The sequence below is a fragment of the Paenibacillus sp. NPDC056579 genome (assembly GCF_042793215.1).
GTDB lineage: Bacteria > Bacillota > Bacilli > Paenibacillales > NBRC-103111 > Paenibacillus_S.
Genome location: NZ_JBHTVD010000001.1, coordinates 959,647 through 971,906 on the forward strand (window position 1 = coordinate 959,647; position 12,260 = coordinate 971,906).

General features: G+C 51.2%; 9 protein-coding genes and 1 riboswitch. Of the genes, 8 read left to right on the top strand and 1 reads right to left on the bottom strand.

All coding sequences use genetic code 11. From position 1 onward, the window contains the following. Positions 1 to 97 precede the first annotated feature (97 nt). Positions 98 to 871, bottom strand: coding sequence for a DUF1836 domain-containing protein (locus ACFQ88_RS04375; RefSeq protein WP_239635203.1), 774 nt, complete (start codon positions 869 to 871; stop codon positions 98 to 100). Between the two features lie 255 nt (positions 872 to 1,126). Between ACFQ88_RS04375 and ACFQ88_RS04380 the strand changes: the two genes are divergently transcribed. The 8 genes from ACFQ88_RS04380 (at position 1,127) to speD (ending at position 12,227) form a co-directional block, all read left to right on the top strand. Further along, entirely contained in the window at positions 1,127 to 2,449 is a 1,323-nt protein-coding gene (locus tag ACFQ88_RS04380; RefSeq protein WP_379452355.1) for a hemolysin family protein, read from the top strand. A gap of 113 nt (positions 2,450 to 2,562) precedes the next feature. After that, positions 2,563 to 2,663: riboswitch (TPP riboswitch) on the top strand. A gap of 73 nt (positions 2,664 to 2,736) precedes the next feature. Beyond that, positions 2,737 to 4,008 (top strand): acetylornithine deacetylase, encoded by a 1,272-nt coding sequence (locus tag ACFQ88_RS04385; RefSeq protein WP_379452357.1) that lies wholly within the window; start codon positions 2,737 to 2,739, stop codon positions 4,006 to 4,008. A gap of 20 nt (positions 4,009 to 4,028) precedes the next feature. Then, positions 4,029 to 4,697, top strand: a complete 669-nt coding sequence (tenA, locus tag ACFQ88_RS04390; RefSeq protein WP_379452359.1) for a thiaminase II — start codon at positions 4,029 to 4,031, stop codon at positions 4,695 to 4,697. A gap of 133 nt (positions 4,698 to 4,830) precedes the next feature. Then, the gene (locus ACFQ88_RS04395; RefSeq protein ID WP_379452361.1) at positions 4,831 to 5,226 is read left to right on the top strand and encodes a hypothetical protein; all 396 of its coding nucleotides are present in this window, start codon (positions 4,831 to 4,833) and stop codon (positions 5,224 to 5,226) included. A gap of 132 nt (positions 5,227 to 5,358) precedes the next feature. Further along, positions 5,359 to 6,144 (top strand): DUF975 family protein, encoded by a 786-nt coding sequence (locus ACFQ88_RS04400; RefSeq protein WP_239635208.1) that lies wholly within the window; start codon positions 5,359 to 5,361, stop codon positions 6,142 to 6,144. A gap of 126 nt (positions 6,145 to 6,270) precedes the next feature. After that, entirely contained in the window at positions 6,271 to 10,674 is a 4,404-nt protein-coding gene (locus ACFQ88_RS04405) for a DEAD/DEAH box helicase (protein WP_379452363.1), read from the top strand. 36 nt (positions 10,675 to 10,710) lie between these two features. Continuing rightward, positions 10,711 to 11,163 carry a GNAT family N-acetyltransferase gene (locus tag ACFQ88_RS04410; protein ID WP_379452365.1) on the top strand — a complete coding sequence of 151 codons (453 nt, stop codon included), beginning with the start codon at positions 10,711 to 10,713 and terminating at the stop codon, positions 11,161 to 11,163. A 251-nt stretch (positions 11,164 to 11,414) separates the two neighbouring features. Next, positions 11,415 to 12,227 (top strand): adenosylmethionine decarboxylase, encoded by an 813-nt coding sequence (gene speD, locus ACFQ88_RS04415; RefSeq protein WP_379452367.1) that lies wholly within the window; start codon positions 11,415 to 11,417, stop codon positions 12,225 to 12,227. Positions 12,228 to 12,260 lie beyond the last annotated feature (33 nt).

The window sequence follows — 12,260 nt, forward strand, 5'->3', positions numbered from 1 at the left end:
GTATTTCCCCTGTCCAATAGGCTGTCTGTGTTAAGCTGACATTATACAAAAAGCCGAGGTCCTTTTGGACTTCGGCTGTTTACATTTGTGGTAAAAATTAGTTGAGACTATGGAGGAACAGCGTGGCGTTCAAGTATCTTCTTGCTATGGAGTGAAAGTAAGCCGTTTGGACGGAAACCATGGAAATAAACAGCATGTTCCGAACCGACTCTTTTTGCTGCGGATTCAGATGGTCCATGCCGCTCACGAATTGCTCCGCCTTTTGCCGGATGGTCAGCTCCGTCAGAGAGTCATGATTTCGTTTGCCTGCGCTATGTCCCTGCACGTCCAGAAGCTGGTCGTTGTTGACGTCAAGCTCTTCAAACTGCCGCGAATAAGCTGCGTACAAATCTACGGGATTCATCAAATCGTCCCGGTCGTCATCAGGTTGCCGGAAGATGATTTCGAACAATCTTCGGATCGATTCGAAATCGAGGCAGTTTTTTAAGTCGTCAATGATGAACAGCATCGCGACCTGATCGATGGAATACTTTTTGCCGCATTTGGGCGAACCCAAAAAATCCTTCAAATCCCGTTTTACCCAATTTTGCATAGAGGTAAGGGACATATTGGTATATTCGATTTGATTCCCCAAGGAGACAATATCTTGAAGAGAGAAGCCTTCGACGCGGTCGTTCTTGATCATCTTCTCCAATACAGGGGTAAGCTGCGTGGAGAGAAATGCGGTGAACGACGTTCCGTGCATCATATCGGCGAGATGGTTCTTTTTCCAAGCTTCCTGCAGTACATGGAGCGGCGTTACACTGCCGGTTCCATTTAACGAGAGGAGAATAATTGCCATTTCTTTACGAGTTAGGGTAAAAGTCTCCATACAAGCTCCTCTTTTCTACAATCAATATTTCAAGTTCATTTGAACTCATAATAAAAGGTTAGCAATCGTTTGTCAAAGGAAGAAAATGAACGATTGAACGATTGTTTAAATCCCAATTTGAGCGAAAATGAACCGGGATGGTCTAATATGAGCCAGAATGGACGTTTGTTAATTCCGAATAATGAAATATAATAAGTTCATATGAACTCGTAAATTGGAGTTTATAAAACTAATCATTATTAAAGGAAGGTTGATATGGGTTTAAATCTGTTTCTTGTAGCCGTACTTATCTTACTGACCGCATTTTTCGTAGCAACGGAATTCGCCATCATCAGACTGCGCAGCAGCCGGGTAGACCAGCTTGTTTTGGAAGGCAGAAAAAATGCGTTGGCTGTGCGAAGGGTTCAGAGCAATCTCGACGGATATTTGTCCGCTTGTCAGCTGGGGATCACCATTACGGCCCTCGGACTCGGTTGGTTAGGTGAGCCTACTATTGAAGCGATGCTGCATCCGGTATTCCATGCATTGGCTCTGAGCGATGAAGCAAGCACACTGATTTCGTTTATTCTGGCTTTTGTCGTCATGACTTACCTGCACGTCGTTCTGGGTGAATTGGCACCTAAGACGCTGGCGATTCAAAAAGCGGAACAGATCAGCTTACTTACGGCAAAACCCATCATGTTCTTTTACAAAATCATGTATCCTTTCATTTGGCTGTTAAACGGTTCGGCGAATATGCTTATCCGTATGTTCGGATTGAAGCCGGCAAAGGAGCATGAAGAAGCGCACTCGGAGGAAGAAATCCAGATTATCGTCGAGGAGAGCTACCAGAGCGGTAAAATCAATCAAACCGAGTTCGGCTATGTGAACCGGATCTTCGCTTTCGACGATATGCTGGCGAAGGAAATCATGGTTCCGCGGACCGACATGGTATGTTTATATACGGACAATACGCTCGAAGAGAACTTGAGCATCATCCGCCGCGAGCAGTATACCCGATTCCCGATTGCAAAAGGAAGCAAGGATAACATCGTTGGCGTTATCAACACCAAACAGTTTTTCCTGAATTACGAGCCGGGCTGCGAATCGTTTGATTTCCGCACATTGGTTCAACCGGTACTGACAATTCCTGAATACATGCCTGTCAATACATTGTTGACTCGAATGCAAAAAGAGCGTGTCCATATCGCGCTGCTTGTAGACGAATATGGCGGAACTTCCGGCTTGATCACTATGGAGGATATCTTGGAGGAAATCGTCGGTGAAATCCGTGACGAGTTCGATGCGGACGAAGCCAAGGAAATCGAGAAAATCGATGACGAGCAATATATCCTGGACGGGAAAGTACTGTTAACCGAAGTGAATGACCTGCTTGGAGTTCAATTGGATAATGACGATGTGGATACGATTGGCGGATGGCTGTACTTAGCTAATCCGGAGCTGGAAGTAGGCACCAAATGGTTCTATGAGGAATTGGAATTCACCGTTCTGAAAAAGGATAGTCATCGGGTTCGCCGAATCCAGGTTAAAAAGCTAGCAACGGTAGCCGATGCCGATGCGGTGGTTGCCATTGAATAAGAGAAGCCTTCCCTGCAGTTGACGGGGGAGGCTTTTTCAGAAGCCAGTGCTTATACATAAGTTGTAGCCATGCTTCCATCTGTGGTACTATTTATGGGAATTGAATAGCAATGAATCGACACTAGGGGTGCTGATGAAGCTGAGAGAGGCGAATGCCTTAACCCTTATACCTGATCTAGGTAATGCTAGCGAAGGGAAGTGGATTGTGCCGTATGATGATGGTAAACCGCTTCTTTTATGGAGGCGGTTTTTTTGCGTGTAATGAATGGTGAGGAGGATGAAAAGCTGTGACAACTATTGAATCGCTGCTGGAACAGGTGGAACGGCGTCAAGAGGAGCTGGTGGGCCTCGCAGAGCGATTAATCCGTTATCCGACCCCGGCGCCCCCGGCAAGAAATACCGCGGAAGCTCAGCATTATATTGCTGGCTTCCTGGAGAACCTGGGCTTTGTGATAGATCAATGGGATGTGTATCCGGGCGATCCCAATGTGGTTGGTGTAAAAAAGGGCACTAGCTCAGGCGATTATAAGAACCTGATTATTAACGGTCACATCGATGTGGCCGAGGTGAGTGCGGACGAAGCGTGGGAGAAGGATCCGTTCGAGCCTATCGTAAAAGACGGAAGGCTGATAGGCCGCGGCGCATCCGATATGAAAGGCGGACTGGCGGGCGCGTTATTCGCCGTTCAACTGCTTGCCGAAGCCGGGATTCAGCTTCCTGGCGATCTCCTATTCCAATCGGTCATTGGAGAGGAAGTCGGCGAAGCGGGGACGCTCCAGTGCTGCAAAAGAGGCTATACCGCCGATTTTGCCGTTGTGGTTGATACGAGCGATTTACATATTCAGGGCCAAGGCGGGGTTATTACAGGCTGGGTTACGGTAAAAAGCCGGCAGACTCACCACGACGCCACCCGACGAAGCATGATTCATGCTGGCGGTGGATTGTACGGAGCCAGTGCGATTGAGAAGATGGTCAAGCTGATTCAAGGGCTGCAGGATTTGGAGCGGCATTGGGCGGTCACCAAGAGCTATCCGGGGTACTTGTCGGGAACGAATACCATCAATCCGGCCGTTATTGAAGGCGGGCGCCATGCCGCTTTCATTGCGGATGAGTGCCGTTTATGGATCACGGTGCATTTTTATCCGGATGAAACCTATGAAGGGGTGGCCAAGGAAATCGAAGAGCATCTCTTAAGAGTCGCTCAGGCCGATCCATGGCTAAGGGAGAATCCTCCGCAATTCCGCTGGGGAGGCACCTCGATGATCGAAGACCGCGGCGAGGTGTTTCCGTCGCTTCAAGTGGATCCGGGCCATCCGGCTGTACAATTGTTAAGTCAAGCCCACGAGAGGGTGCATTCTCAGCCTGCCGTAATCGATGTATCTCCTACTGTCACGGACGGCGGATGGTTCGGTGATGCGGGAATACCGGCAGCCATCTACGGTCCGGGAAATTTGCACAACGCCCATTCAGTTAATGAGTCGGTTCCCATTCGGCAGCTGGTTCACTTTACGAAGGTGATGCTTCGTTTTATTTATGAATGGGGTCATACGCCCAAATAATGAATAGAGGAGATGCAGTAATGAAATTTTCCGAGCAGCTGATTCAAAAGCTTGAACCGATCTGGAGAAAGAACCATTCACATCCGTTTGTAAGAGGAATGGGCGACGGGACCTTGGAGCTGGACAAGTTCCGCTTTTATATGATTCAGGATTACTTGTATTTGATCGAGTATGCGAAGCTGTTTGCCATTGGCGCGGTAAAAGCCACCGATCTTGAAACGATGGGCAAGTTCGCTGCGCTGCTGAATTCGACGATGAATGAGGAGATGTCTTTACATAGGTCCTATGCCGCCAGATTCGGTATTTCGGAGAAGGAGCTCGAGGAGGCGGAGCCATCTCCGGTTACTCTAGCGTATACACACTATATGCTGCATGCGGGACAGAACGGATCGCTAGCTGAGCTCGTCGCCGCACTGCTGCCATGCATGTGGAGCTACTGGGAAATCGGCAAAGAGCTGTCGGACGTCCCGGGAGCGCTCGATCATCCGTACTACGGCGAATGGATTCGGATGTACAGCTCGGACGATTTTGGCTCGCTCGCGATTTGGTGCATCGGCTTGCTGGACGACTTGGCCGCAGGGAAGCCGGAGAAGGAGCTTGAGAAACTGGAGGAAATATTCGTCCATACGACCCGGTTCGAATATTTATTCTGGGATATGGCGTACCGTAAAGAAACGTGGCCGTCTTGATTTAGCTTGAGCGAGCGAGTTTATGGTCGGATGGATGATTATAGTTAAATACGTGTGCGTTATCGTGATGTATTCGGGGTAATGGAAATTAGAACGAAGCAGTCCATTCCATTGCATAAGGAGCGTGACGCATATGACTAGAAGCATCCAAGCTTATTTTCATACGGAGAACGAAACGGAGGACGTGAGAATCAAGCTGCAAAAGTACAATATTGACCAGCTCGAAATCGGTGCCTTGCCGGAGCCACTCCATAAGAAGGTTCCATTGCTAATTCCTCTCGCTTCGGCTTCCGGAGAAGAAACCGGTACCGCTGGAGGAAGCTATGCGGGAGGGAGCTTGCCTTCCAGTGGCACGGCGGCAGGAGCATTTGTCGGATTCCGGTCCATTGACCAACTGGAGCATGACAGCAATCACGATGGAGTCGATGACAGGGAGCTGCTATACTCACTTAGCTTGAAGGTAAGCGAGCTTGATTATAACGAAGCTGTAAAAGTAATCCGTTCGAACGGCGGTCATGTCGCCATCTAGACGATGTATCATTCTAGACCCGTTACAGGGTCTTTTTTTGTTTTACGAATCCTAATTTCCATTCAATGTAAAAAATTCAGTGATGTTATACGATTATTTTTATATACTGGATTAGGGAAGGGGGGGAAAACAATGTGGACTCGCAAAGAACTAAAGGATCGAGCCAAACAGGTACTCAGAACTTCGTATTGGAAGGCGTTTCTTGTTGGATTGCTGTTAACCTTCGTTAGCGGAGGGCTGCCCAATTGTTCGTATCAAGGAGGGGGATCCTCGTCGGGATCCCACAACGAAACCGGCGGAATCTCCGGGTCTTTCGGCGGATTGGGAGAATTGTTCAACGGAGAAATGAACGTCATCATTTGGTCTGTCCTGATCGTATTCTTCATTATTATGGGACTGGTAATCGTTGCCACTATTGCTTTTGGAATCTTTTTAGGCTTTCCGTTACTGGTTGGCGCGCGGCAATATTACAAGCAAGCGGCACAAGATGACGTCAATATGAATTATCTCGGCTACGCCTTTGTCAGAGGCCGTTATATGGCTATCGTCAAAGGGATGCTCTGGATGACATTGCTCAATTTTCTATGGTTTTTGCTGCTCATCATTCCCGGATTCGTTAAGAGGTATGCTTACAGCATGGTTCCGTACATTCTGGCGGATCATCCGGGCATCGGAACGAAGCGGGCGGTCGAATTGAGCAACCAAATGACTCGAGGTCACAAGTGGAACATGTTCGTGCTCGATTTATCGTTTATCGGCTGGTATTTGCTCGGGATTCTCGCTTTGATTGTCGGCGTATTGTTCGTCATGCCGTATGTGTATTCGACTCATGCCGAGCTGTATTTGGCGATTCGCAGGCAAGCTCTGGAGGAAGGCATCAGCAGCAGAGCGGAGCTCAATTTACCTGATCCAGTGTAAGAAACCGGCCGTTCAGCGGCCGGTTTTTTCTTGCTCAATGAGGGAGGTTCGGGACGGCTTAGCTTCCGATTGACTATATTTGGTATAATACGTTAGAGGAAGCGGCGGAAAAGGAGTTTTGTTACGATGGGCGAATCAAGTGCAAGCCTTTTTCACCCGTTGATTGCCGAATGGTTCGAGCAGCGATTCGGCAGTCCGACGGATGTACAAATACGCGCGTGGCAAGCGATACAATCAGAAGAGCACACCTTAATAGCAGCTCCTACGGGCTCGGGAAAAACGTTGGCGGCTATGCTGCCCTGTCTGAGCTGGATTTTGGAGGATAAGGATACGCCCACACCGACAAATGGAGTCAAGCTGCTGTACATTACGCCTCTCAAGGCGCTCAACAATGACATTCACCATCACGTGATCGGGTATATAGATGAACTGAAGCAAACCGCCGAGAAGCGTGGAACCGTTTGGAACGGGCTGACTGCAGCTGTCCGTACGGGTGATACGACACAAAGCGCTCGCGCCGCGATGCTTCGCAATCCGCCGGATGTGCTGGTCACGACGCCGGAATCGCTCTATCTGCTTCTGACCTCTCCCAAAGGCAGAATGATGCTGCGGTCGGTTCGGTATTGTATTGTGGACGAAATTCACGATTTGGCCGCAGACAGCAGAGGGCTGCACCTTTCGGTCACGCTCGAGCGGTTAAGCGAATGGATAGGGGAAACGCCTCAGCGAATCGGAGTCTCCGCGACACAGAAGCCTATCGAGCGTATCGCGAGATTTCTTGGAGGCTGGGATAACAACGACTCTGGTTATTCGCCGCGCGAAGTGGAGATCATCGAAAGCCGAATGGACAAGCGGTTTCGCGTAGTGGTCACGCATCCTGAGAAGTCGCTGATAACAAAAGACAAACAGGAGGCCGTGTGGGGGCCGTTGACGGAGCATTTGTGCAAATGGATCGGGGAGAGCCAGTCCGCGCTTATTTTCGTAAACAATCGCAGGCTGTGCGAGCGATTGACGCTTTGGCTGAACGATCACGTAGGGTATGAGATGGCCCGCTCACATCATGGCAGCATTTCACGTGAGCAACGGCTTGAGGTTGAGGCTTCTTTAAAAAGAGGCGAGCTTCGCTGTCTAGTAGCGACTTCTTCCTTGGAGCTTGGCATCGATGTAGGGCATATCGATCTTGTGCTGCAGATCGACTCGCCGAAAAGCGCCGCTGCCGGCATACAGCGAATCGGCCGCGCCGGCCATTCCGTCGGAGACGAGAGCAGAGGCGTCATCGTCGCCAGATCCCGCGGACAGCTTCCGGAATGCGCGGTGCTGGCGCGTCAGATCGTGGAGCGGAATATTGAAGAGATTCGCGTTCCACGATTTGCTCTCGATGTGCTATGCCAGCAAATCGTCGCGATGGTGGCGGCGGACGACAGGCCAGTTGAACCGTTGTACCGCCTGTTAAACCGAAGCTACGGCTATCATGGATTTCCGCTGGAACGGCTGGAAGCCGTACTCCAAGTGCTGTCGGGCTACTATCCCTTCGTCCGGCCCTTGCTCGATTGGGACCGGGAGACAGGGATGCTGACGAAGCGGAGCTCGACCGCGATGTCAGCCATCATGGGAGCAGGTACGATCCCGCAGGGTAGCGCTTATCCTGTTCATCATGCCGACAGCCGCATCCATCTAGGCGAGCTGGATGAGGAGTATATCCACGAGAGCCGCGTCGGGGACGTGTTCCAGCTTGGGACGAGCTCATGGAGAATCCAGTCCATCCGCAACGACAGAGTTTATGTTGTGGAAGAGGCGGGCAATACGTTCAGCGAGATCCCTTTTTGGCGGGGAGAAGGACAAGGGAGATCGTACGAATTCTCGTCAGACATCGGCCGTTTTCTAGCCCATATCGAGGAACGGCTGGATCAGGAGAAGAAAGCTTCCACGATCGAATGGCTGACCTGCGAGCATTTCATGGATGCGTCTGCGGCAGATGATTTGGTCAATCTGGTACACTCCCAGAAGGCGGTTTCCGAGCTGCCCACTCACCGCCGGATTGTCATCGAGCAGTTTCAGGATGACTTCAAGCAGCATCATTTGATAATTCACAGCTGGTTCGGCCGGGCGTTTAACCGCACCTGGCAGATGGCGATTCAGCTTCATGCCGAGCGCAGCATACCTTATCGCATCTATGCCAATGCCAAGGACAACGGCATTGAATTTATTGTGGCGGACGGCGGCAGCGGAGAAGCGCTGCGCTTGCTGCCGCTCATCCGCGAGGTGACGGCGGATCGGCTGGAGCCTCTGCTCCGTCAGGCCGTCCCGTCATCGCCGCAATTCGGCATCGCCTTCCGGAGGCTCGCGGAAACCTCGCTGCTGCTGTCCCGCAGCTTCGGCCGGATGCCGGCATGGCAGAAGCGTTTGCGCAGTGAAGAGCTGCTGCGCGAATCGCTGCCCTATGCCGAGCAGTTTCCATTCATCGGGGAAGCGATACGCCAATGTCTGTATGAGGAACTGGATGTGCAAGGCGTACGTGACATGCTGCACAGCATACAGAACGGCGAAATGGAAGTGGTGACCCGTCAGGGTGCTTATCCCTCACCGTTCGCGGCGTTGTTTCTCGCCGACTTTATCAATGCGCAAATGTACGAATCGGATACAGTGGAGAAAGATCTCCAGGCGAGGCTGCAAGGACTCGACCGTGCCATGGCCGGGAGCTGGTTCGCTCCCGAGTCCGCTCATGAGGATGCTCCAGTTACGGAGAGGGAGCAGGAGAAACGGCTTGAAGCAGCGGAGGAAGCACTATCATCGCCGCCGGAGCGTAGGATCGAAGATCCTGATCAGCTGCTAAGGCTGCTGAAGAAGCTTGGGGAGCATAGCGACGAAGAGCTTGCCGGCGTAATACCCGAGTCCGAACGGAGCGAGCTTATAACCATGCTGCAGCAGCGCAAACAAATCGCACGAATCCCGTTGGGCAGCCCTCAGCTTCATTATTGGATATGTGCGGACGAAACGTCTACCTATTCCCGGCTTGGATCAGAGCTGCTGGCGGATCGTTTCGTGCTTACCCGTTTCGTTGAACGTCAAACGAGCTTCACCGTAGAACAGCTGCTACAACGATACGGCGATCAGGTCAACCGGCATGTGGAGGAGCTCGTGCCAGCCTGGGAAGCGGAAGGACGAATAGAACGATTGGCGGACGCTGCAGCCGGTGATCGTGTCGTATGGATGAACTTGCGCAAAGCCGTCCGGAGGACGCGGCAAGAAGCTGAAACGCTCAGGCAGGCCAATCAGGCTGTGGACGGCGTTCGTTATTGCTCCCGGACGATGGACTTGCAATATACATCGCCTCAGGAGAGACGCAGCGGGGAAGAAGGGCTTCGACAGGTCATCGAAAAGCTGCAAGGGTTGTTCTTTCCGTTGTCACAATGGGAGGGTTCCCTCTTTCCGCTAAGGATGAACGACTATAAAAAAGATTTGCTGGACCGGCTGTGCGCTGCCGGAGAAGTCATCTGGATTGGCCGCAAGCAGCCGGGGGAGAAGGAAGGCAGCGTTGCCTTTTTTCTGGCGGATAGCAAGGAGCTTTACGGACCTATACTCGAACATGCGGAAGCCGATGTGATGCAAGAGGTACCACTGCTGGAGCTGCTCCAACGAAAGGGGGCAAGCTTCCTGTCCGCGCTCAGCCGGGAAACGGGCGAGGTGCCTTCCGAGCTGACAGCCCGTTTGCTGGAGTTATCCTGGCGAGGGCTCGTGTCGAACGACCAGTTTGCACCGTTGCGTCTGAATGGCGGAGCGAAGAAAGCCAAAACCGCCGGCAGCGGCAAAGGCTTTCAGTCGGGTCTTGGGCGCTGGTATGCTCTGCGATCCCTTGGCGAAGATTACGACCGGCAGGCGGCTTTGGCTGCATGGATCAAGCATTTGGTCGGAGTATACGGGCTTCTGACCAAAGAGATTGTCGCGCAGCACCTGCCTTGGTCATGGGATGACGTATATGCGTCTTTGAAGCAGCTGGAAATGTGGGGCTTGCTGACGCGAGGCTTGTGGGTCGAAGGAATCAAGACGCTGCAATTTTCAACAAAGGATCAGGTGGAGCAGCTTCGCATGCCGGAATGGAATGGCGATCTTCATACGGTGTTGCTTCCTTCTACGGACCCTTCCAATCCGTTCGGACTAACCGTCGGCTGGCCGGATGCGGATGGAATTTCATTCTCGCGCAAGAAAGGGAACGATCTCGTCCTGCGCGGTGGACGCTGGGTGTTGTGGGTGGAGAACAACGGCAAAAGAATGTACACGATGGATCCAGGGTTCTCCGTTGCTGGAAGGGCGAATGAGGACAAGACGCTCCCATTAAGCCCTGATGAAATGGAGCAGCTTCTCCGAGCCGTCGCCATCGAGTACTTGCGTATTCCCGGCATACGTAAAATCGTCATCGATAAATGGAATGGACAGCCTGTGCTTAAGACAGAGGCGGCCAATCTATTGTTGAAGCTGGGGGCCGAAACCGACCGCGATTCTCTGGTCATTTGGCCAAGCGCGTTAAGATAAACCGTAAGGCAAGTTTGTGAGAGAAGGGGTAGCCGTATGATTATTAGAAAGCTGGGAGAACATGAGCAGCCCCCTATGGACCTGCTGCTGCTTGCCGATCCCAACCGGTCGCTGGTGGAGCAATATGTGCAAAGAGGGTCGTGTTTTATTGCTGACAAGGATGGTTCGGCCATAGGCGTCTATGTTCTGATTCCCACAAGACCGGCAACCGTTGAGCTTGTGAACGTTGCCGTACTGGAGGCATTGCACGGGCAGGGGATCGGGAAGCGGCTTGTGCTGCATGCCGTTCAATCAGCCAGAGAAATGGGCTTTCAGACCATTGAAGTAGGTACGGGGAGCACCGGAGTGGCTCAGCTCGCTCTGTATCAGAAATGCGGCTTTCGCATGACGGGGATCGACCGGGATTTCTTCATCCGGCATTACGATGAACCGATTTATGAGAACGGAATGCAGCTGAAGGATATGGTTCGGCTCTCCCAAGATTTATAAAGTTAAACTAAGCACTGTTGGAGACAGGTGCTTCGCAAGCGATGCGAGAGCTGCCTGTCTTTTTGCGTTGCATGCCTTGCTGCTGAATCATTATCTGAGTGGAAGCTCGTTACCCTCGCTCCTAGATGGCTTAAACTACTAGCAAAACGGGTAATTCCATAGAAGCGGTAATAAAAAAGAAGGCAAAAAGGAATCAGTTTTACAGGATAAGGAAACATTAGTAACTGGACTAAAAGGAGGTTGGATCCAGGATGCCATTGACGCCTGAACAGCGTATAACCCTTCACGGCTTTAACAACCTGACCAAATCGTTAAGCTTCAATATGTATGATATTTGCTATACGAAGACGAGAGAGGAACGGAAAGCCTACATAGCTTATATCGATGAACAGTATAACGCGGCGAGATTGACCCATATTTTGAAAAACGTGGCGGACATTATCGGAGCACACGTCCTAAATATAGCGAAGCAGGATTACGAGCCCCAAGGGGCGAGCGTGACGATGCTCGTTTCGGAGGGACCCATTGAGGAGCCGACCAAGGAGGATTTTGATGAATCGCCCGGACCGCTGCCGGACACCGTAGTGATGCATTTGGACAAAAGCCATATTACCGTCCATACGTATCCCGAATACCATCCGGACGAAGGCATCAGCACCTTCCGCGCCGATATCGATGTATCTACTTGCGGCGAGATTTCGCCGCTGAAGGCTTTGAACTACATGATCCGCTCCTTCGATACGGACATTATGACCATGGATTACCGCGTTCGCGGCTTCACCCGGGACACAACCGGGCATAAGCTGTTTATCGACCATGAGATCAACTCGATTCAAAACTACATTCCAACCGAAATCAAAGCTTTGTACGACATGATCGATGTCAATGTATATCAGGAAAATATTTTCCATACCAAATGCAAGCTCAGAGAATTTGACCTGAACAATTACTTGTTCGGCTATACGAAGGACAAGCTGAGCATTGAGGAGCAAAAGGATATTACCGAGAGCTTGAAGTGGGAAATGGACGAAATCTTTTACGGAAAAAACATCCCTTACGCTTGAAGATAGGGGATGCCGCAAATATTAGCGCGAGGA

Coding starts and splice junctions, on each gene's coding strand:
- ACFQ88_RS04375 (WP_239635203.1), bottom strand. CDS start 871: ATGGAGACTTTTACCCTAACTCGTAAAGAAATGGCAATTATTCTCCTC.
- ACFQ88_RS04380 (WP_379452355.1), top strand. CDS start 1,127: ATGGGTTTAAATCTGTTTCTTGTAGCCGTACTTATCTTACTGACCGCA.
- tenA (WP_379452359.1), top strand. CDS start 4,029: ATGAAATTTTCCGAGCAGCTGATTCAAAAGCTTGAACCGATCTGGAGA.
- ACFQ88_RS04395 (WP_379452361.1), top strand. CDS start 4,831: ATGACTAGAAGCATCCAAGCTTATTTTCATACGGAGAACGAAACGGAG.
- ACFQ88_RS04400 (WP_239635208.1), top strand. CDS start 5,359: ATGTGGACTCGCAAAGAACTAAAGGATCGAGCCAAACAGGTACTCAGA.
- ACFQ88_RS04405 (WP_379452363.1), top strand. CDS start 6,271: ATGGGCGAATCAAGTGCAAGCCTTTTTCACCCGTTGATTGCCGAATGG.
- ACFQ88_RS04410 (WP_379452365.1), top strand. CDS start 10,711: ATGATTATTAGAAAGCTGGGAGAACATGAGCAGCCCCCTATGGACCTG.
- speD (WP_379452367.1), top strand. CDS start 11,415: ATGCCATTGACGCCTGAACAGCGTATAACCCTTCACGGCTTTAACAAC.